The 20,668-nt window shown below is 50.7% G+C and carries 18 protein-coding genes; 6 read left to right on the forward strand and 12 right to left on the reverse strand.

From position 1 onward, the window contains the following. Positions 1–3: 3 nt before the first annotated feature. A complete protein-coding gene (accB, locus tag J2Y43_RS07260; protein ID WP_309980600.1) occupies positions 4–486 on the forward strand; it encodes an acetyl-CoA carboxylase biotin carboxyl carrier protein in 483 nt (160 codons plus the stop codon). Positions 487–514: 28 nt separating this feature from the next. Further along, positions 515–1,858: an acetyl-CoA carboxylase biotin carboxylase subunit gene (gene accC / locus J2Y43_RS07265; protein WP_106594124.1), complete on the forward strand. Its 1,344-nt coding sequence runs from the start codon at positions 515–517 to the stop codon at positions 1,856–1,858. Positions 1,859–1,935: 77 nt separating this feature from the next. Here accC and J2Y43_RS07270 read toward each other — a convergent pair whose 3' ends face one another. The 6 genes from J2Y43_RS07270 to J2Y43_RS07295 form a co-directional block, all read right to left on the reverse strand. Continuing rightward, positions 1,936–2,307 (reverse strand): DUF5618 family protein, encoded by a 372-nt coding sequence (locus J2Y43_RS07270; protein ID WP_309980599.1) that lies wholly within the window; start codon positions 2,305–2,307, stop codon positions 1,936–1,938. A 35-nt stretch (positions 2,308–2,342) separates the two neighbouring features. Beyond that, entirely contained in the window at positions 2,343–2,783 is a 441-nt protein-coding gene (locus J2Y43_RS07275; RefSeq protein ID WP_309980598.1) for a helix-turn-helix domain-containing protein, read from the reverse strand. A gap of 1 nt (position 2,784) precedes the next feature. Then, positions 2,785–3,117 (reverse strand): type II toxin-antitoxin system HigB family toxin, encoded by a 333-nt coding sequence (locus J2Y43_RS07280; protein ID WP_309980597.1) that lies wholly within the window; start codon positions 3,115–3,117, stop codon positions 2,785–2,787. Between the two features lie 79 nt (positions 3,118–3,196). Continuing rightward, positions 3,197–4,504: a Gfo/Idh/MocA family oxidoreductase gene (locus tag J2Y43_RS07285; protein WP_309980596.1), complete on the reverse strand. Its 1,308-nt coding sequence runs from the start codon at positions 4,502–4,504 to the stop codon at positions 3,197–3,199. Between the two features lie 134 nt (positions 4,505–4,638). Further along, positions 4,639–5,961: an Nramp family divalent metal transporter gene (locus J2Y43_RS07290; protein ID WP_309980595.1), complete on the reverse strand. Its 1,323-nt coding sequence runs from the start codon at positions 5,959–5,961 to the stop codon at positions 4,639–4,641. A 132-nt stretch (positions 5,962–6,093) separates the two neighbouring features. Continuing rightward, a complete protein-coding gene (locus tag J2Y43_RS07295) occupies positions 6,094–7,554 on the reverse strand; it encodes a TonB-dependent receptor (RefSeq protein ID WP_309980594.1) in 1,461 nt (486 codons plus the stop codon). A 93-nt stretch (positions 7,555–7,647) separates the two neighbouring features. Here J2Y43_RS07295 and J2Y43_RS07300 point away from each other — a divergent pair, with 93 nt between their 5' ends. Continuing rightward, a complete protein-coding gene (locus tag J2Y43_RS07300; RefSeq protein ID WP_309980593.1) occupies positions 7,648–8,046 on the forward strand; it encodes a gamma-glutamylcyclotransferase family protein in 399 nt (132 codons plus the stop codon). On the opposite strand, the gene J2Y43_RS07305 is transcribed toward J2Y43_RS07300, so the two are convergent. After that, entirely contained in the window at positions 8,036–8,803 is a 768-nt protein-coding gene (locus J2Y43_RS07305) for a type III pantothenate kinase (RefSeq protein WP_309980592.1), read from the reverse strand. The two genes, J2Y43_RS07300 and J2Y43_RS07305, sit on opposite strands and share 11 nt — an antisense overlap. A gap of 176 nt (positions 8,804–8,979) precedes the next feature. On the opposite strand from J2Y43_RS07305, the gene J2Y43_RS07310 reads away from it, so the two are divergent. After that, a complete protein-coding gene (locus J2Y43_RS07310; protein ID WP_309980591.1) occupies positions 8,980–12,378 on the forward strand; it encodes a glycoside hydrolase family 2 TIM barrel-domain containing protein in 3,399 nt (1,132 codons plus the stop codon). Positions 12,379–12,474: 96 nt separating this feature from the next. Here J2Y43_RS07310 and J2Y43_RS07315 read toward each other — a convergent pair whose 3' ends face one another. The 5 genes from J2Y43_RS07315 to J2Y43_RS07335 are packed head-to-tail and all read right to left on the reverse strand — an operon-like array spanning position 12,475 to position 16,665. Then, complete coding sequence (locus tag J2Y43_RS07315; RefSeq protein WP_309980590.1) at positions 12,475–13,038, reverse strand: YceI family protein; 564 nt, start codon at positions 13,036–13,038, stop codon at positions 12,475–12,477. A gap of 8 nt (positions 13,039–13,046) precedes the next feature. Continuing rightward, entirely contained in the window at positions 13,047–13,934 is an 888-nt protein-coding gene (locus tag J2Y43_RS07320; protein WP_309980589.1) for a DUF5777 family beta-barrel protein, read from the reverse strand. Between the two features lie 12 nt (positions 13,935–13,946). Continuing rightward, positions 13,947–14,459, reverse strand: coding sequence for a Rieske (2Fe-2S) protein (locus J2Y43_RS07325; RefSeq protein WP_309980588.1), 513 nt, complete (start codon positions 14,457–14,459; stop codon positions 13,947–13,949). A 54-nt stretch (positions 14,460–14,513) separates the two neighbouring features. After that, positions 14,514–16,115 carry a hypothetical protein gene (locus J2Y43_RS07330; protein WP_309980587.1) on the reverse strand — a complete coding sequence of 534 codons (1,602 nt, stop codon included), beginning with the start codon at positions 16,113–16,115 and terminating at the stop codon, positions 14,514–14,516. After that, complete coding sequence (locus J2Y43_RS07335) at positions 16,096–16,665, reverse strand: RNA polymerase sigma factor (RefSeq protein WP_223401607.1); 570 nt, start codon at positions 16,663–16,665, stop codon at positions 16,096–16,098. Before J2Y43_RS07335 ends, J2Y43_RS07330 begins: the two co-directional genes overlap by 20 nt. A gap of 294 nt (positions 16,666–16,959) precedes the next feature. Between J2Y43_RS07335 and J2Y43_RS07340 the strand changes: the two genes are divergently transcribed. Together J2Y43_RS07340 and J2Y43_RS07345 are read left to right on the forward strand one after the other, a co-directional pair. After that, positions 16,960–18,762, forward strand: a complete 1,803-nt coding sequence (locus J2Y43_RS07340) for an ABC transporter transmembrane domain-containing protein (protein WP_309980586.1) — start codon at positions 16,960–16,962, stop codon at positions 18,760–18,762. Next, positions 18,759–20,582 carry a MutS-related protein gene (locus tag J2Y43_RS07345; RefSeq protein WP_309980585.1) on the forward strand — a complete coding sequence of 608 codons (1,824 nt, stop codon included), beginning with the start codon at positions 18,759–18,761 and terminating at the stop codon, positions 20,580–20,582. The genes J2Y43_RS07340 and J2Y43_RS07345 overlap by 4 nt, the downstream gene beginning before the upstream one ends. Positions 20,583–20,668 lie beyond the last annotated feature (86 nt).

Raw genomic sequence — 20,668 nt, forward strand, 5'->3', positions numbered from 1 at the left:
TAAATGGAAACCAGAGAAATCCAAAAACTGATTGACTTCATTGCCCAGTCGGGACTTGATGAAGTGAATATTGAAACGGCAGACCTGAAAATCAAGGTAAAACGCTTTGCCACTGCACCGGTAGTAGCCTATACGCCGGCACAAGTTGCGGCACCTGCGCCTGCAATCGCTCCTGCGGCACCCGCAGCAGCTGCACCGGTTGCTCCCGCCGAGCCAGCGGTTTCCAAAGAACCAGCTTCTTCGAACCTCATTACCATTAAATCCCCGATGATCGGTACATTCTACCGTGCATCGAGCCCCGAAACACCGGCATTCGCTAACATCGGTGATGAGATCAAACCCGGAAAAGTAGTTTGCGTGATCGAGGCGATGAAATTGTTCAACGAAATCGAATCCGAAGTATCAGGTAAAATCGTGAAGATCCTGGTTGAAAACGCAACTCCGGTAGAATTCGACCAGCCATTGTTCCTGGTTGAACCTGCATAATGCAGCGAACGAAAACTCACTGAATTACATGTTTAAAAAGATACTCATTGCTAACCGGGGCGAAATCGCCCTGCGTGTAATCAGGACCTGTCGTGAAATGGGCATTAAGACTGTCGCGGTATACTCGACAGCCGATCGCGACAGCCTTCACGTACGGTTTGCCGACGAGGCCGTTTGTATCGGCCCTCCGCCCAGCAGGCAATCGTACCTGAGCATCCAGAATATCATTTCGGCAGCGGAAGTAACCGGCGCGGACGCGATTCACCCGGGTTACGGATTCTTGTCGGAAAACGCCGAATTTTCGCAAATCTGTGCGGATTACGGCATTAAATTCATCGGCGCTACTGCTGCCCAAATCAACGGAATGGGCGACAAGGCTACTGCGAAAGCGACGATGATCGCAGCCGGCGTACCGGTTGTGCCGGGCTCGGAAGGCTTGCTCGAATCTTTGGAGCAAGGTAAAGAACTCGCGGAAGGCATCGGCTACCCTGTAATCGTGAAAGCAACAGCAGGTGGCGGCGGACGCGGTATGCGAGTGATCAACAAGCCCGAAGAATTCGAAAAAGCGTGGAACGACGCACGTACGGAATCTGCGGCTGCATTCGGAAACGACGGTTTGTACCTCGAAAAATTCGTGGAAGAGCCTCGTCACATCGAAATCCAGATCATCGGCGACCAGTTCGGTAAAGTATGCCACCTTTCGGAACGCGACTGCTCAATTCAGCGTCGTCACCAGAAACTGGTAGAAGAAACGCCATCCCCGATCATCACGCCTGAATTGCGTGAGAAAATGGGTGCTGCGGCCATCAAAGGCGCTCAGGCCATCGGTTACGAAGGTGCCGGTACCATCGAGTTCCTGGTCGACAAGCACGGCGACTTCTACTTCATGGAAATGAATACCCGTATCCAGGTAGAGCACCCCATCACCGAAGAAGTTACTGATTTTGACCTCATTAAGGAGCAAATCAAAGTAGCGGCGGGCGAGCCTATCTCCGGAAAGAACTACACGCCAAAGCTCTACGCGATGGAGTGCCGTATCAATGCGGAAGATCCTTCAAACGGATTCCGTCCGGCAGCGGGTAAAATCACCAACCTGCATTTCCCCGGCGGTCACGGTGTGCGCATCGACAGCCACGTGTACAGCGGCTACACCGTACCGCCAAATTACGACTCGATGATCGCGAAACTAATCGTGAGTGGCCAGTCGCGCGAGGAGGTACTTACACGCATGAAGCGCGCGTTGCAGGAATTTGTGATTGAAGGGATTAAAACTACGATCCCGTTCCATATCAAACTGATGGACGATCCTGGGTTTAAATCCGGCAATTTCACGACGAAATATTTGGAATCATTTGATTTTACGACGCTCTAAATAGCGCCGCAATAGATACGCAAATGGTCGGCAGGTAATTCCTGTCGGCCGTTTTTTTTTTAACTTGTTTTAAGTTACTAAGCCACCATTGCCAGCATTTTTTGTGTGGCATCCAGGCCGTCTTTGATTGTCCTTACAGATGGGGTTCCGTGGTAGTAACCAGCCAAATGCAATGTGTCATACGCCTCATTCAAATAGGATAGCATTGTCCGGTTGTGTTTACGAAGACGAATTCTGTACTCGTCGATACTCTGAGGCTTCGAAAATTTCGTTCCCTCCTTCTTTCTCAAATATTCGTCAGCAATCATCAAGGCCGCGTTATAAGCAGTTCCTGACGCCATTTGAACGTATTTAATGTCTTTATACTCCTGGCCTTCCTTCTTAGCCTTCGTACTCAAAATTTCCCGCGCATTGTCGAGATAGCGTGTGATTTCCTGATAGTGATTCATAAGTAAAGTGTGATTAATGTGATTACATTGTGTCATTATGAATGTACGGCTTCCTGCGCTACGGCGTCCTCCTCTTCCTCCATCATTCTCTCTCCCTCCAAACGATAAGGGCGGTTGAATGCCTCCTGCCTCATCGCAAAACGCGTGGCCAGCTTGCGGATCACTTCTTTCGACATCCCTTTCTTATAGTTAAGAATTTCGGATACATATCCTTTGCTGACATTCAGCAACTCGGCGATATCCTTGGCCTTCATCTTATGGTCCTTCATAAGTGATTTGAGCAACTCAACAGGATCGAACTCGCCCTTGAAGATCGTGTGCTCTGCATCGTAGTGTTCGATGAGCACCATCAAAAGCTCAGCTTCGTCCTGATATTTGCCTTCGGATTCTCCCGAATCATCCAATCTTTCCAACTCATTACAATACTCGTAATATTGTTCCCTGGTCTTAATGACCTTGTATTTCAGCTCTCCCATGTCAGAATTGATTTATAGAATATTGCCGTCCGCGTTTACATAAATTCGTGTACTCAGCATGAGTGCCAATCCAGCTTACATATAAGCGCACAAAGCTCTTGCCAAATGCATATTTACAAACCATGCGGTAATTGTTGCCGCCGATATCGAATACCACGCGAGGACATCCATTTCCAAGGAAATCGACTGTCGGGTAATTTTCCCGGATATCTCCGGGCGATCGCCAATTTGCACCTTTTAGCTTGCCAAGCCAATCATCAAATGAAGATGCACTTCTTGCGTGATCCGCAACAAATCCCGCAATGCTTTCTTTTCTAATCAAATGTACTTTCATACAAGTGTGTGAATATAAGAAAAGTTCTCATAAAGAGAACTTTTCGATGAACAATTATTAAATCACTCCGATGCTGCGCCTATACCACCTGCGGCAGCGCGTACGGCGAGCGGTATTTTCTTGTCAGCAGCTTGTTAGCCTCCTCATCGCCTACAAACTTCTCCGTTTTGTTATCAAAAGTAAGTGCACGGCCGACGCGGTAGGCAATATTACCCAAATGCGCCAGGCCCGAAGACAAATGCGCCGTTTCAACAGGGCCATTGAGCAACTTCGGATCTTTGGCTATCGCCGCGTCGATGAAGTTTTTATAGTGATCGCCGCCGGCTTTGCGCGAAGGGCCGGCCTTTTTGTCTTTGCCGAGAAAGGTTTCGTAATAATCGTACCCCTTCACCACCATATAACCTTCTGAGCCGTAGAAGATGTTGCCTATACCCACGCCGCCCTCGTCGTTCGTCATCCACGGACGCACTTCGAATTCAATGATCTTCTTTTCTTTGGTATACACAAATGAAGAACTAAGCACTTCCGGGGTTTCTTTGGCGTCGTTCCAGAGGAATTTGCCGCCCGAGGACGTGATCTTATCCGGGAAGCTTTCCACGCCAAGGCCCCACATGCACATGTCGGTTTCGTGGATACCCTGGTTGCCGATGTCGCCGTTGCCGTAGTTCCAATGCCAGTGCCAGTCGTAATGCACGTAATTGCGGGAGAATGGCTTCATTTCTGCCGGGCCGGTCCAGAGGTCGTAGTTGAGACCTGCGGGTACGGGCTCGGTACCTTTATCACCGATATCTGGCCGCCATTTGTAAACGAGGCCTCTTGCCATATAAACATTGCCAATTAAGCCATCCCGGAGATGCTTCACCGCTTCCTTTAATGCCTCCGAGCTGCGGAGCTGTACGCCATGCTGCACCACCCTTTTGTATTTATGGGCTGCCTCCACGAGTTTGCGGCCTTCGTGGAGGTTGTGTGAGCCGGGTTTTTCTACGTACACATCTTTGCCTGCTTGACACGCCCAAATGGCGGCTAATGCGTGCCAGTGGTTCGGCGTAGCGATGCTCACTGCGTCAATAGTTTTATCATCAAAAACCTTACGAAGATCGTTTTCCGTCTTAACCTTCTTACCCGTTTTCTGCTCGAATTCCTGCGCACGTTTCTGCAAAATGTTGTTGTCCGGATCGCAGAGGGTAGCGACTTCTACATTGCTCAGCGCATTGAAACCGGAAATATGGCTCTGTCCGCGCCCATTCACGCCTAGTACCGCTACGCGCACGCGGTCGTTCGCGCCGAATGCGCTTGCGGGAATAATGGCCGGGATAGAAAGCGCTACGGCGGCTCCCGTGGTGTTCTTAATAAAGTTTCTTCTCGATACTTCGTTTGGTTTGTCCATATGAAAGAATTTAGGATTTCGAAATGAATGCATTTTACCTGACCGGCAATCAGTTAGACGAAAATGAGAAGTAACTCCCCTATTCGTTCGCTATCAAAAAGTACTACTCATTTAAAATTAAGTACTATTCTTCCCTAAATAATTTGAACAATACCATACCCGCTCACAAACAGGATTGAAAGCACGCTGATCCAGAAAAATACATCATATAAAACGGAGGGTTTCAAAGCAATGGGCAAGTTGCGATAACGGAACACGAGCGACACATATACCACCAGCAACAGCAGCACCGATGTAGCAATGCCGCCGAGTATGACCATCCTCACCGGCGCCTGAAAAAAGAGAAATAGCAAACACCAGGCAATAGGCAGTACCCACGACATTATGCCGATGCTCCGCTTTTGCTCCTGCTCCGAGCCGAAGTTCATCCAGCCGATCTGCCCGAATGCATCACCCCAAACCCTCGCCCAGCTCGCCGTGGCTGTGAACAATGTAGAATAGAGCACGAAGAATGCGCCTACCAGAAAGATATTCTTGGCCCATGGGCCCAGCGTTTCCGTAAAAATGCGGGATAGCGTCTCAACCATCTGGTAACCTTCCGGCACTGCACCGCCCGTGTGCAATACAGCGGCTCCCAGAAGATAAAATGCAGCCGTTACAATAGTATAGACCACCATCGACAGCACCGCATCGAGGTACATCACCTGAAACCAGCCTTTGGCGCGCTCGGACCATTCTTTCGAACCGTCGTTCGGGCCGGTGTAAGCTGCGTACCCTTTCTCGATGCACCAGTAATTGTAATACATGATTTCATCACCACCAACGCCCGTGATGCCGAATGCCCCGAAGGCCGTCGCGACTAACGCTGTGGGAAGCGAAAATTGCAAGCCGCTTTCAAATTGCGGCCAGGTGATGGCGTATTGCGTCCATTGAAGGGAAATAACGGATATGAGAATGACGGCCGTAAAGAGAATGATCATTACGAGCGAGCCTTTCTCGACCGGACCATAGTTACCCTTATAAACCCAAAATGAAGTGATCAGCACGGAAATGATCGCCCAAAAATTCACCGAAATCAGCGGGAAGGCCATATGGAGCACAATAGCAACGCCCCCGACGATGCCGCCAACTTGCAGCAATTTCAATCCCTGTAATGAAAGCCACAGCCAAATGCTCCAATGTGCCTTGCCAAGCCGCAACCCGGGCAGGTTGTTGAAGTTGTGCATGATGAAGGTACCGGTGTAAATGGCATTCTTGCCAAATTCCAGCTGCAATGCGACTTTGACAAGGCAACTGAGGATGATCAGCCAGAACATGACGAAACCGGCTTTGGCACCTAATGCGGTGGTGGCGATAAGTTCGCCAGAGCCGACGATAGCAGCAGAAAGAATGAAACCGGGACCGAGGTATTTGAGCCTACCCACGAACGTGGTTGGCGGAGTTAGGATTTTGGACATAAGGGGGATTTTATATCCAAAAGCTAAGAAGGACTATTTCTTAATGCCACGAAGGCACGAATATTCACGAAACGTATTCGAGTAACATTCGTGCCTTCACGGTCTGCCGCTGCGGTGGCATTTTAAATGCTATTACAAATTCCCCACAGCCTGGTGAATCTGCTTCACCGTATCCACATAATTATTTTCACTAGGAAGCCCGAACAGCGCTTTCTCCTTAATAATCTGCGCCACATTCTCCGGCACAAGCTTTTCCCAACCGGGCTCACCGCGCTTGATCATTTCAAGCACTGAGTCGGTAGTGATGTGCATATGCTCGGTATTGTAATTCTTAATATCCTCTATCTTGTCGTTCACGATCAGATACTGGAATAATGGCCGCAAGTGATCCGGTACGCGGAAATTCTCACAGCTGTAAACCGAACCGTCGGGTTGCAATGTAGGATAAATGTACAATTTCACCTTCCGGCTGAACAGCGTCGCGAACGATTCGAGAATACCCCCTTGCAGGAACTGGTAATGCTTTTCTTCGAAAATGTCCTGCAAATTGGGGCTGCCAAGGAGCAGGCCGGATTTCAGCTTTGTCAGTCTCGACAGGTACGCCACCAACCGGTAATATTCATGATGGTTGGAGATCATTACCATATGCCCCAGCGAGCAAAGAATATCGACGCGGTCGAGGAAGTCCTTTTCGTCGATGTCGCGGTCTCCGGCTTTGAGGTTATGCAGCGTGAGCTCCGAAATGAGCACCACTTTGGATTCATCCACATCTTCCTCGGCCAGGAACTGCCGCTGACCGTTGCTGATCAGGTCTATATGCACATTCGTGATCGGACGCAGGCGGCCGCGCATCATGAGAATGTGCTTCTTGTACAATGCCTCGGAAGGCTGCAAAACGCCGCCGTCGCTGCCGAACAATGCCGCGTCGGTAAAGCCATTCTTCACCAGCCGCAGGCTCATGAGGCGGTTATCGACTTTGGCAAAATCGGGCCCGCTGAAACGCACCATGTCAATTTCAATGCGATCGATCGTCAGATCGTCCATGAGCGACATGAGCAGGATTTCGGGCGATTTATAGTAGTAATAGCAACCGTAAATCAGGTTTACACCAATAATGCCCAAAGCCTGCTGTTGCAGGATGTTCTCATCATCGCGCATCCGCACGTGGATCACGACGTAGTTCGTCGGGCCCATGGGTGTGAGCTGGAATTGCAGACCGATCCAGCCGTGTGATTCGTTTGTTTTTTGAAAATTGAGGGCTACAACTGTGTTCGCAAAGGCAAAAAAGGTGCTGTCCACACCCCGTTTTTCTGAAAGCCGTTTTTCTACGAGATTGTACTCGCGGTTCAGCATTTTCATCAATCGGGATTCTACCACGTACCTTCCGCCTTCTTCTGTCCCATATATCGCGTCGCTGAACGTCATGTCGTAGGCCGACATCGTTTTAGCGATGGTTCCGGATGCGCCGCCGGCTTTGAAAAAGTAAGCCGCCGTTTCCTGACCCGCCCCGATTTCCGCAAACGATCCGTAGATCCGGCGGTCGAGGTTGATCCGTAGTGCTTTTTGTTTTGTACCAAGATTCTTTTCGTACATAACGGTATATTAGTATAATGAAGAAGCTTACATGTAAATATAAGAAAAATACAGTTCTGCATTTAGCGGAATTTCTGATCTTCTGGCAGCAGAATGGAAAAGTTATATAGTTTATTCACTTACGGCACTTTGATGCAGGGTTTTGACAACCCCTACGCGCGGAAGCTCCGGTTGTCTTCAAACTATATAGGAAAAGGGTATTTCAATGGAAAATTGTTTCGCGTGGAATGGTACCCGGGCGCACTGTACGAGCCCGATGCGCCTACGCGCGTACACGGGGAAATTTACCAGCTAAACTCCCTTGAAGTATTTGAAGAACTCGATGAATATGAAGATGTTCTGGAAGATGAAGCGGCGAGTTTGTATGTCAGGAAAGTAGTGCCTGTCAGGTGTGGTCAGGAGGTGGTCATTGATTGTTGGGCGTATTTGTACAATCAACCGGTTCTGGATTTGTCTTTGATAGAAGAAGGATATTTCAAAACTAAGCCCTGAGACTCTCGCCGATAATACGAAGGCCATCGAGCGTTAACTTTCTGTCGATTTCAGTGAATTCATCGCGCAGAGTGTCGATGATCGAAGACAAACCGCCCGTTGCGACGGCAATGCACTCCCCGCCCAACTCCGCACGAATGCGGCCCACCAGCGATTTGACCAATCCTTCATAACCCAGCAGAATACCCGCCTGAATGGCCTCGACGGTGTTTTTACCGATAGCCGATGGCGGGAGCTGCAATGGTACTTCCGGCAATTGTGCCGTGTTGGCAAACAAAGCTTTCACCGCGGTGATCAAACCCGGCAATATGGCTACGCCCAGGATTTTGCTATCTTTGGAAACAGTCGTAAATGTCAATGCAGTACCAAAATCGACGACTACGCAATTTTCTTTATACCGCGTCGACACCGCCACCGCATTGGCGATCAGGTCCGCGCCGATTTCATGCGGATGGTCGATTTCGATGGACAATGCAGGGTAAATTTCCGGCCCGACCACAATCACGCCATCGCCGAACAGCGACCGGAGCACTCTCAGCAGCACAGGTGTGAGCGCCGGAACGACGCTGCTCAGTACCACCGTTTCCACATCCCCGAACCACAAACCCGCTTCCAGGAAATGCAGCCGGAGCTTCGACTCGTAATGTGCCTCGTTTTCCTGCACCAGCGAGCGCATCCGCCAGATGTGCTCCCAGTTACCGGAATCATGAAGCCCGAAAACAGTGTCGGTATTGCCAAGGTCGACGGCTAACAGCATAGCAGAGAATTTACATGTGGAGGCAAAATAAAGGCATTCTTCAAATAAAACTTCATGGTACCCCGGTTTTGCGTCCGTTTCTTTTTGATTATCCCTAATTTTAACCTCCAAAATAAAAACGCGTGCTTTCTCCCTTTCAAACAAAGCACCGCCCGAATGTTACCACAGAAAGTAATATGCAATTTTCTACCCTTCGCGGACTTCCGATACTGCTTTTTTTACTACAAATTCTGAACCGGAACGTTCAGGCCCAGGCCATTCCCGAGTGGCAGGACCCACAAGTAATCAGTATCAATACCGAAAAACCCCGTGCCGATTTCTTCCCTTACGCTACGGAAAAAGCGGCATTGGCCATGGACAGAAAAGGCCCGTTCGTGCAGTCGCTGAATGGCACCTGGAAGTTCAAATGGGCGCAGCATCCCTCGAAAGCGCAACTGAATTTCTATGACCCCAAAATCGCCGATGCGGGCTGGGACAATATCCCCGTACCGTCCAACTGGCAGATCGTAGGTGCACGCGAGGGGCGCAAGTACGACCGCCCGATTTTCAGCAATATCAAACACCCGTTCAAAGCCACGCCGCCGCGCATTACCGCGGATACCAATGCCGTGGGTATGTACCGCACAACCTTTACTGTTTCGCAGGATTTAAAGGATAAACAGGTGTTCCTGCATTTCGGAGGCGTACAATCGGCTTGCTACGTATGGCTGAACGGCGTCGCGATAGGGTATCACGAGGATGGCATGACTCCATTCGAGTTCGATGTGACGGAGGATGTGAAGGTGGGTGTAAACAACCTCGCGGTGGAGGTGATCAACTGGTCGGATGGCAGCTACTTGGAGGACCAGGATTACTGGCGGCTTTCGGGCATTTTCCGCGATGTGGATCTGCTGCTTTTGCCCAAAGTGGTATTAACCGACTATTCTGTCAGGACGATTCTGGACGCCAACCATGAACATGCAACGCTGAAACTGAGCGCATATGTAAAAAACTATGGCGAGCAGCCCATTCACGCACATCAGGTGCTTTTCACGTTGTACGATGCGTCCAAAAACGTGGTCACCACGCCGGTGAGCCAGATGGTGGGTACATTGGAAATGGGTCGAGAAGGCGCCGTGCGCGCTGAAATGCCGGTTGTTAACCCTGCCAAATGGAGCGCCGAAATGCCGAACCTGTACACGCTGACGGTCCAGCTCATGAATTCCGACGGTAAAGTCCTCGAAGCGACGAGCCAACGCGTGGGATTCAGGGATGTGAAGATCAAAGGCGGCCAGCTATTGGTAAATGGCAAGGCGATAACCATTAAGGGGGTCAACCGCCACGAATTCGAGCCGGAAACGGGCCGTGTCGTCAGCCGGGAGTCGATGATCAAGGACATTACCTTAATGAAGCAGCATAATATCAATGCTGTCCGGACTTCGCATTACCCCAACGCCTCCGAATGGTACGACCTATGTGACCAGTACGGCCTGTATGTAATGGACGAGGCGAATATCGAAAGCCACGAGCTGTGGAGCAAAAACATTATCCTGGCCGATAATCCGCAATGGCGTGCCGCATTTCTGGCGCGGGGCAATGCGCTGGTCGAAAGAGACAAAAACCACCCGTCGGTAATCATCTGGTCGCTGGGTAACGAGTCGGGAATGGGGCAGAATTTCGTGGACATGGGGGATTTTATCAAGCTCGCCGATCCTACCCGGCCGATCCATTACGAAGGGCGCAAGGATTACAAACCGACGACACTAAGCAGTTTTGACATTGTTTCCGTCATGTACCCGTCCACGCAGGACATGACCGACCTCGTCAAAAAGGACAAAACCCGACCGCTTATCGTATGCGAGTACGCGCACGGAATGGGCAACAGCATCGGTAACCTGAAAGAATATTGGGATCTGATCGAAAAGTACCCGACTATGCAGGGTGGCTTCATTTGGGATTGGGTAGACCAGGGCTTAAAACTGAAACGCGCGGATGGTACCGATTACTGGGATTATTTCAACTACATCGATGGCGCCAATGCCGGCGACGGCCTCGTAAACCCCGACCGCACACCCCAGCCCGAGCTAAATGAGGTGAAAAAGGTTTATCAATACGTGAAATTTGAAATGCCGGACACGCTGAAAGCCGGCGCGAAGACCATCGCGCTGCACAATGCCTACGATTTCCAATCGCTGCACGGTTACGAACTTGTGTGGTCGCTGATTGAAAATGGCAAGCCGGTAGGTAAAGGCGGCAGCATTGCCAATTTGAATGCATTGGCACGACAGAAACAGCAGCTAACCATTCCTTATGAACTTCCTGCTGCGGCAAAGCCCAATACCGAGTATTTTCTCAATCTCAGCATAAGATTAAAAGATGCCACACGCTGGGCGCCGAAAGGCCACGAAGTAGCCTGGCATCAGGTACCGGTAGTGAAATCGGCCACTCCACGGCCAAACCTCAGCCTGTATGGCGAACGTCCGCTCCGCATTGCGCAGATCACCGCCGCACGCGTACAGATTTCCGGACAGGATTTTACAGTGGTTTTCGATAAAAACGAAGGCCGTATGATTTCTTTCAAAAACAAAAAGGAAGAAATGCTGGAAAGCGGCCCATATGCCAACTTCTGGCGCGTGCCAACCGATAATGACGAAGGCGGGGGTGCGAAAAGCTATGCTACCCAATGGCGCAATTTTGGCCTCGACACATTGGAGCGTGTGTCCTCGGAAATGAAAACCCAGCGGCTCACAGCACAGATTTACAAAGTGACCCTCAACCAGACATTAAAGCAATCCAAAGGCGAAATGGATGTACAGTCGGTGTATATGGTTTATGCTTCGGGCGACATTCATGTACAAAACACATTTACGCCACGGGGCGAATGGCCGTCGCTGGCCAAGGTGGGAATGCAGCTGAGAATGCCTGCTGCATTTACCAAAACGCAATGGTACGGCAATGGCCCGCATGAGACGTATCCCGATCGCAAAACGAGCGGCAAAATAGGCATTTACACCGGTACAGTAGCTGAGCAGCATTTCCCGTACATTACTCCGCAGGAAAATGGCAACAAAACCGGCGTCCGCTGGGCTGCGGTGACCAATGCGGAAGGTGCCGGACTGCTGGTGCTGAGCGACACCGCATTCAATTTCAACGTCCATGATTATACGGACAAAGACTTGCTCGCTGCCAAACGCCGGGCGGCGGTACTAAGCCGCGGTACTTCGACGGTAGTAAACATCGACCTCGCACAAATGGGCCTCGGTGGTGACGATAGCTGGTCGCCGCGCGTACACGATGCGTACCTGCTGCCCGCGAAAGCCTATTCCTACGCATTCAGGCTGAGGCCGATCGAAAACACTTCGAATATCGAGCAAATTGCAGCTGTTCGCTTGCCTTATGTAGATCAGAAAGAAACCAATGAGACCGTAGCCATCACTGAAACGGCAGCTTCCACCGAAGAAGCTGTAAGCCAAGGCGAGGAGGAGGAAGAGGAGGCCGTAGCCACACCGGCACGCAAAACGACTGTCAAAAAAGCACAGGTACGGAAAAAAGTAGTACGCAAAAGAAAACCCGCCCGCCGACGCCGGAGGAGATAAAGAAAAAGACTTGGCAAGTTCAAGAAAGGCTTACCAAGTCTGTAACACCCCACAGTTTTAATAAAGACCTGCGTTCCGCCGGACCGCAGATCTTTATCACTTTTTATACGGAGCTAATGCATATTGTGCCTTCACCTTGATGATCTGCGCGATTTTCACGAAAACCACCTTAGGCACTTCGATATTATGATCCACCAGCGCTACCTCGAAATCGGAACTGATCGTGATCTTTCCGCCCTCGATCTTCATCTTCCCTTTGATCGTCCGTTCCTTGGTAACGCCGTGAACCGTAAATTTTCCGGTCGCTGACACATCATAATCGCCATTTTTGGTGTAGTCCGGTGCCTTATCGACCTTTCCTGAAAACGTAGCTGTCGGATATTTCTCCGATTCAATGTAGTTTTCATTGAAATGCTCCTGCATCAGTTTATTGGGAAAAGAAAACTCCCGCATGTTCATCCGGATCGCGATCTCGTTGTTGGCCGTATTCAGGATCACCTGCGACTTCTTATTCTCCGCTTCAATATTCTCCAAAGGTGTCGACGCCGAGAATTGCGTATTGCCGCCCGAAGTGGCAAACATTTGAGCAAACGCTGTTCCGGAAAGCAAAGCGGTACTGAACATGGCCAGGCAGGCCACGCGAAAAAAATGCGGTTTCATAGTCTGGATCAGTTTGGCTGCTTCTTGTTCTTCTTGTCAAAGCTGAATGTACGGGAAATGTTGAACCCGTAATGGATATCCCCTTTGCCCCAGCTGCCGGTGGTTTCGCCGATAAACTGTTTCTCGATCATGCCCAGGGAATTGGTAAAATGCAGTTGGAAAACGTGCCCGCCGGTTTCGATATCGACGCCGAACGACATTGAATCGTGGTAAGGGGCTGTCAAAGTATTCTTTTCGCGAGCGGTATAGAAATATTCACCGTTCAGTGAAACGCGTTTCGAGAGCTTGAAACGACCGCCGATACCTACCGCGAAGAGCACTTTTTCGTCACCCGTCACGTCCGGCATGGTACGATACAAATAGGTTGGCGACAGTTGCAACGACAAGCGCTCCCCGAACTTCCGTGCCACGAGCACCTGCGCGGAGTAATACAGCTTATCCTGAAAATCGCGCTCCTTATCCACCGTGGCCACACCCGTTCCGCCGAACAATGTCACCGAAACCGGAATATTGCGTGCGCCGGTACTCTGTTTCAGCAATTTATATTTACCAAAAAAATCATACACTTTCTGCGACGTGCTACGGCCGACGCCGATCATCAGGTCGTCTGTCAATCCGTATTCAAAGCCCAGCCGCATTGTCGCCTGATCGAGCCCGAAAAACTGGTAGGCGCCCGAGTTCAGCTTGCCGAAACGGTGTGAAATACGCAGATCGAGGTGCTTCTTTTTCATCGTTTCCACCGACTGCCCATTCACCACGCGGGTCGATTTGAAAGTGGCGGTAACCGGAACGGTTTGCGCGCTGTCCTGTTTCGACAACTCGTTCAGCAAGTCGTCCTGTGCATATAATACTGTTGATGTACACATCAACATCACGAATAGGCGGAGTACTTTCATGATTGGTTGAGATTAGGCCTTCACCGTTAAAGTGTTGCCGTCGGAAGAAACGGTTATATTATACGTTTTAAGCGGAGTTGTGGCAGGACCATTCGTCACTGCCCCGGAAGTGCTGAATGTAGAACCATGAGTCTGGCAGAAAACGTCGTTAGAAGTAGACCGGTACCGGACTTCATTTCCTTCATGAGTGCAAATTTTGCTCAAAGCCACATAGCTGCCGCCGCTCGTTTTGGCTACGAGCACATCCCCGATTACCTTACCGTTACCAGCCGTTTTCAGCTCGTCGTAGGGAGATTTGGTCATGTCAACCGTGAAATTGATAGCCGTGCCGCTTGTGGTGCCTGTTATTCCGCTGCCGCCGGTACCCGGATCTGGATTCGGATTAGGATTCGGATCATCGTCTTTCGATCCGCAGGCCGTCATAGTGGTGCCGAGACAATAGAATGCCATTAACGTTGAGGTGCTGAGCCCAAGACTTCTCAGGAATTCGCCTCTTTTCATGCTTCCTTTTTCAATTGAGTTCATAGTATTGATAAATTAATTAGAAGATAAAATGCAATGATAATGTGGGCATAGTGCTCACTTGAAAACAGGGGTGTAGCGCACCGATAGCCAGAGGCCGGTAGTAATGAGGTTCACTTTTCCGTATCCGACGCGTTTGAGCGGCATCCGGATAGAAGGCTCCGCGAGGAGCGATAATTTACGGGATATTCTGTATTCGTAGCCGGCCGAAACGTTGGCGTGGCTCAGCCAGTACCAGCCGGTTTTACCATTCCAGCCCGGATACTTGACGGCATTAGGATCATTCGGGTTTACATAGTAATATTTGTATTTCTCGCTATTCATGTGATAGGATGAGAAACCCGCTCCTGCGAACCAACGCGACCGCTGCTTCAGTGCAATGTCATATCTCAAATTGACTGGCACTTCGAGTATTTTACATACGCCGTCTATACCGGTCATTTTCGGCAGGTACACGTGTGCAGTTTTAGGTAGTTGGTAAGCTTCTGCCGGAGCATAATAATCCTTCCTGCTCCAAACCGCGCCGCTTTGCAAATACAATCTCGGTAAAACCAAATATTCGACGAGCAGCGACACCGACGTGCCCGGTTTTGAAAAGTCCTTCAACCCGACCGTGCTCAGATCCGGTGAATAGCCAAACCTTACTGCCACAAGCGACTGGTCCTCTGCCGACATCGACGATCGCTTCGGCGGCGCAGGCGGTTCCGGAAGCTCGTACACCGGTTCGGTAATGCCGGGCAGCTGCAATGCATTCCATTTCAAGCCCTCACTATTTAATGCGGACGCGGAAATCAGCGTCCGGGCTGGCTCATCGGCCTTCGTCACCGACTCGTCCGTAGCTACCGGCCGGCCCGCTGCTTGCGGCAGGGACGTCTCCCCACCTGCTGCTTTTGCATTGTTTTTAAAAGAAAGAGCCCCGTCGCCTCCTTCCACTTTTGAGCGGTTAGGCTCTAAGAACACTCCGCCTGCCTTAGATTGGCTCCGGGGCAATGGGTTTCTGCCATTGTTACCAACAGCAGCATTCAATTCTGATTTCGAGGAAGATTTACCAGCCTCGTTTTCACTGGTTTTCAGTTCGTTTTTAATATCTGCTTTCCCGTTGCGTGCAACTTCATTTACACCTGCAGCCAATTTACGCTCGTTATCCACGGACGGATTTCCGTTATCAACAATTGCTTGTTTTTTGGTTGTTTCCTCAGCCGACTTCCCGACCACTTCTGACGAACGACCAGATTCCTCGACCACACCTGACTCACTGACGCCTCCTTCCTCCACTACCCCTCTCTCACTTCCTCCATCCTCCGTTCTCTCACGATCCTTAGCTCCTTCCTCACTTCCTCCATTCTCCCCTCTTAAAGCAACACCCCTTCCTCCTTCCTCCTTTCCTCCATTCTCCCCTTCTAAAGCAACACTCCTTCCTCCTTCCTCCTTTCCTCCATTCTCCCCTTCTAAGGAATAGAGCGCAATTCCCACGGGTATCAGCAGCACCAGTACGCCCAGCGGCCACCATTTCCGCCACCATCCGGCCGGAGTTTTTCCATCCTGCTTGTCGAGTCGCTTCCGCAGGTCATTCCAGTCATCGGGTTCGTATGTCGGATCAAGCTCTTCTGATGACTTTCTGAAGAGCTTGTCCAGTTCGTCATCTGGCAACTCTATCATAGTCGTCAATATTAATCTTGGATAACATGTCTCTCAACTTTTCCCTTGCACGCGACAAATTGGATTTTGACGCCCCAACCGAAATATTCAGTTGTTCTGCAATTTCCTCGTGTGTGTAGCCGTCGATAACCGACAAGCTGAATACCAGCCGGTATGCCGGTGTCAGGCGCTGGATCAGTCCGATCAGCTCTTCGTGTGAAAGCTTGCTGATAACCGTTTCGTCGACGGACACCTGCTCCGCGACTTCCACGTCGTCAAAAACATCTCTGCGAACTTCCTGTCTGTAATGATCGAGGGCTGTATTAATCATGATTCTGCTCAACCAGGTTTTAAATGGTCGGCTTGCATCGAAACTTTCCAGTTTCGTGAAAACCTTCAGGAATCCATCGTTGAGTATTTCTTTCGCCTCTTCCCGGCTGCGTGTATAGCGTAAACAAATGCTCATAGCATAGCCGTAGAACTGCTTGTACAACAGCTCCTGACTGCGGCGGTTTTTCTGTAAACAGCCGTCGAGTAGTTCTTGAAGAACGGCGGAGTTATACTCGGGCATGCTATTTGCTTTTTTAGCGTATACGAGGGAATCCGGCACAGGGTTGCCTGGCGCATGCAAGTTTTTTACAACATTTTTACACCGGCAGAAAGGCACATCGTCCGTTCATTGAAAAATTAGGAATTTTTAACCACAATCGCACGTAAACTTGACATGAATGCCTTGCCCTGACGGCCCTACCCAGTCGGCCCCAACCGGGCGGCTTTTAAATAATGCTTATTTTTACAGGCAAGCTATCGAATGTACTATCAATACCGGGTTTAAGCTGAATTCCGGTGCACCTAACCAGATATAATGGCCAACAAGGAAACCCCGTCTCCATTTGCTGTAAGAAAAATCAAATGGGAAGGCCTTAAAATTACCCTGCAACTGCTGCGCTACCTGCGCCCCTACCGCATGATGTTCGCGGCGGGAATGCTGTTCCTCGTGTTGTCCACCGGCACCTCGCTCGCGTTTCCGAAGCTCGTCGGGAGCATTATCGAAGTCATCGAGGGAAAATCTCCGTTTACGATCAACCAGATCACGCTGTTGCTCTTCGTCGTGTTGCTGGGTCAGGCGGTATTTTCGTATTTCCGGATATACCTTTTTTCCAAAGTCAGCGAAAAGGCTGTCAACAATATCCGGATGGATGTTTTCAGCAAGATCATCACATTACCTGTTCCGTTTCTCGAAGAACGTCGCGTAGGCGAGCTCACGAGCCGCATTACCTCCGATGTTTCGCAACTGCAAGGTTTGCTGTCATTTACACTCGCAGAACTCTTCCGGCAGCTCGCTACGCTGATCGTCGGGATGTCCATTTTGTTTTATACTTCCTGGAAACTGACATTATTCATGCTCGCGACGGTTCCTGTACTGGGCGTGGCTTCGGTGTTCTTCGGCCGTCACACGCGCCTGCTCGCACGCAAGGCGCAGGACCAGTATGCAGCAGCGAATGTGGTAGTGGAAGAAACGCTGCAGTCGGTACATGTGGTGAAGGCATTTACCAATGAATCCCTGGAAATCAATCGGTACCGGACCATCCTCGACCGCGTGATCGATCTTTCATTGCATGCTGCGCGGTTCCGCGGCGCATTCGCTTCGTTCATCATTTTTGCCATGTTTGGCGGGATAGTGGGTGTGGTCTGGTACGGTGCAGCATTGGTGCAGGCGGGCGAGTTCGGGCTTTCGGACTTATTTACATTTATCCTCTACACCACGTTCATCGGCGCGTCGATCAGCGGAATGGGCGATTTATATGCCCAGATCAACCGCACGGTGGGTGCGTCGGAACGCATTTTCGAAATTTTGGGAGAAACACCGGAAGTTTCGGTAGAGGAGGCTCAGAACGCAGTAGCAAGTCATGTGGAAGGCCGCGTGACTTACGAGGACATTCATTTTGCCTACCCTTCACGGCCTGATCTGCCGGTTTTAAAAGGTGTTTCGCTGGACGTTCAGGCAGGCGAGAAAATAGCTTTGGTAGGATACAGCGGTGCAGGTAAATCCACCATTGTACAACTCCTGATGCGTTTCTATGAATATCAATCCGGCGAAATCCTCGTCGACGGCAAGCCTGTCAGGGAATATGGCCTTTCAGCATTAAGGAAAAACATCGCGATTGTGCCGCAGGAGGTGATGCTTTTCGGCGGGACGATCTATGAAAACATTGCCTACGGAAAACCTTCGGCTTCGCGTGAAGCCATTATTGATGCCGCCGAGCGCGCCCATGCACTGGAATTTATCGAGTCTTTTCCCGAAGGATTTGAGACGATCGTCGGCGAGCGGGGTATTAAGCTTTCCGGTGGCCAGCGGCAGCGCATTGCTATTGCAAGGGCTATTTTAAAAGATCCCAAAATCCTCATTCTCGACGAAGCGACCAGTTCGCTCGACGCGGAATCCGAAAAGCTGGTACAAATCGCATTGGACGAGCTGATGAAAAACCGCACGACGATCGTGATCGCGCACCGGTTGGCCACCATCCGGAAGGTCGATATGATCTACGTCCTGCGCGACGGCCGGATTGCGGAGTCGGGCACACACCAGGCATTGAGCACTATTCCTAATGGCCTGTACGCCAACCTCATCAAACTACAATTTGAAACCGCTGAAAACCTTTCATGAAAAACGCTGAACCAAATCAGTCCGCAGTATTTTTTCAGACTCAAAAACAAAAAGCAACGATCGCGGAGCAAGAGGAACATGAACGGTTCAAAAACATCGCATTCATGCGTCTGGGCACTTTCACAGGCATGGTCATCCTGGCCCTGCTTTGGAACAAAACCGGCATGGGATATTGGGGCATCGGGATATTGATATTGCTGGTAATATTCCTGATTTTAATGCGCAGACAGCAGGAAGCCCGCACCAACCGCAACTTCCAGAGAAACCTGATTGCCATCAACGATGACGAGCTTGCGCGCCTAGACCTGCGGTTCAAGAGGCCTGAAACCGGCTCGGAATTCCGCGAAAAAGACCATAACTACTCCGACGACCTGGACATTTTCGGTGAGTTTTCCCTATTCAAGCTGCTCAACCGCAGCCGCACCGCCGAAGGAAGTCGCCGACTCGCCAACTGGCTCAAAAATCCGGCCGATGCAACCGAGGTAGGGCTCCGGCAAGCCGCCTCCACCGATTTCAGCCATCACCCCGAACTCATCCAGCAATGGGAAGCGACCGCATTGCTTCACGAGCACGCGGCCAAGCACGTGGGCGAATTTCAGGAATGGGTATTGGAGCCATTTCCAGCCCCGTTAAAAAGCGCAATGCCGCTACGCTGGTACCCTGTGCTTACCCTGCTGATCGCGCTATTGTATTTCGCAGGCGTCCTCCCGGGTATTGCCGTGCTGATCAGCCTTGGAATCCATCTTTTCATATTAGGCCGCTACGCCGATTTTGTGAAAGTACTCGCAAACCGTACGACCTCAATGGGGCAAACGCTCACAGCTTATTCGGATTTGCTGAAAAAGGCAGAGCACGCACCCTATCAATCGGCGTGGTGGGAGGTGAGAAAAGCGCAGATCACCGGCTCTTCGGCTGCGTTGGCGAAGGTCGGTAACCTCTTCGAAAAGCTGGATTATCGCAACAATCCCTACTTTGCGGTCTTCATCGGCATACCCACACTTTGGGACATGCACTGCCTCGCCAGCCTGGAAGACTGGAAAGCCGTACATCACCGGCACCTCACCCACTGGCTGGACGTACTGGCCGATACGGAAGCGATGAACAGTCTGGCGGGCCACGCATTTGCCAATCCGGAATATATTGTACCCGCTGTCGATAATGCTGCCGAAGTTGCCATCGCCGCCACTTCGCTCGGCCACCCGTTGATTCCGGCCGCCAAACGGATCAGTAATGACTTCGCGATGCAGGGGACGGGCAAAACAATACTGGTAACCGGCTCGAATATGTCGGGAAAGAGTACTTTTCTGAGAACAATTGGCCTGAACCTCGTCCTGGCGCAAATGGGCGCTGTCGTAAGCGCGGGCGCGTTCGCTTGCTCGCCTGTGCGGGTGTTCAGCAGCATGCGCACACAGGATTCCCTGGAAGAAAGCACCTCTTCTTTTTATGCAGAATTAAAAAGGCTCCGAAAACTCCTTGAACTGGCCGACGAGCAGGCTAATGCGCCTGTTTTCTATTTACTCGATGAAATACTAAAAGGTACCAACTCCGCCGACCGCCACCGGGGTGCGGAGGCGCTGATCCGCCAGCTGCATGCAAAAACTGCCTCTGGTATGGTATCCACGCACGACCTCGAACTCGGCGAGTGGGGCGCAACCGAAACTTACATCCACAACTTTCACTTCCGCTCGGATGTGGAGAATGGCCAGCTGCATTTCGACTATCGCTTGCACGAGGGCATCTGCCGGAGTTTCAACGCGTCGGAGCTGATGCGGATGATGGGCATTGCCATCGGGCCCGACAAAACCCCGCTTGCACACTGATACCGGGCATTTGCACGGTTGTTTAAGGATTTGCGTAACTTTACTGTTTACATTTACGTTTAAAACACTGATCCGGTAGCGGAGAT

It is taken from the genome of Dyadobacter sp. BE31, assembly GCF_031457695.1.
Lineage (GTDB): Bacteria > Bacteroidota > Bacteroidia > Cytophagales > Spirosomataceae > Dyadobacter.

Coding starts and splice junctions, on each gene's coding strand:
- accB (WP_309980600.1), top strand. CDS start 4: ATGGAAACCAGAGAAATCCAAAAACTGATTGACTTCATTGCCCAGTCG.
- accC (WP_106594124.1), top strand. CDS start 515: ATGTTTAAAAAGATACTCATTGCTAACCGGGGCGAAATCGCCCTGCGT.
- J2Y43_RS07270 (WP_309980599.1), bottom strand. CDS start 2,307: ATGAATCACTATCAGGAAATCACACGCTATCTCGACAATGCGCGGGAA.
- J2Y43_RS07275 (WP_309980598.1), bottom strand. CDS start 2,783: ATGGGAGAGCTGAAATACAAGGTCATTAAGACCAGGGAACAATATTAC.
- J2Y43_RS07280 (WP_309980597.1), bottom strand. CDS start 3,117: ATGAAAGTACATTTGATTAGAAAAGAAAGCATTGCGGGATTTGTTGCG.
- J2Y43_RS07285 (WP_309980596.1), bottom strand. CDS start 4,504: ATGGACAAACCAAACGAAGTATCGAGAAGAAACTTTATTAAGAACACC.
- J2Y43_RS07290 (WP_309980595.1), bottom strand. CDS start 5,961: ATGTCCAAAATCCTAACTCCGCCAACCACGTTCGTGGGTAGGCTCAAA.
- J2Y43_RS07295 (WP_309980594.1), bottom strand. CDS start 7,554: ATGTACGAAAAGAATCTTGGTACAAAACAAAAAGCACTACGGATCAAC.
- J2Y43_RS07300 (WP_309980593.1), top strand. CDS start 7,648: ATGGAAAAGTTATATAGTTTATTCACTTACGGCACTTTGATGCAGGGT.
- J2Y43_RS07305 (WP_309980592.1), bottom strand. CDS start 8,803: ATGCTGTTAGCCGTCGACCTTGGCAATACCGACACTGTTTTCGGGCTT.
- J2Y43_RS07310 (WP_309980591.1), top strand. CDS start 8,980: ATGCAATTTTCTACCCTTCGCGGACTTCCGATACTGCTTTTTTTACTA.
- J2Y43_RS07315 (WP_309980590.1), bottom strand. CDS start 13,038: ATGAAACCGCATTTTTTTCGCGTGGCCTGCCTGGCCATGTTCAGTACC.
- J2Y43_RS07320 (WP_309980589.1), bottom strand. CDS start 13,934: ATGAAAGTACTCCGCCTATTCGTGATGTTGATGTGTACATCAACAGTA.
- J2Y43_RS07325 (WP_309980588.1), bottom strand. CDS start 14,459: ATGAACTCAATTGAAAAAGGAAGCATGAAAAGAGGCGAATTCCTGAGA.
- J2Y43_RS07330 (WP_309980587.1), bottom strand. CDS start 16,115: ATGATAGAGTTGCCAGATGACGAACTGGACAAGCTCTTCAGAAAGTCA.
- J2Y43_RS07335 (WP_223401607.1), bottom strand. CDS start 16,665: ATGCCCGAGTATAACTCCGCCGTTCTTCAAGAACTACTCGACGGCTGT.
- J2Y43_RS07340 (WP_309980586.1), top strand. CDS start 16,960: ATGGCCAACAAGGAAACCCCGTCTCCATTTGCTGTAAGAAAAATCAAA.
- J2Y43_RS07345 (WP_309980585.1), top strand. CDS start 18,759: ATGAAAAACGCTGAACCAAATCAGTCCGCAGTATTTTTTCAGACTCAA.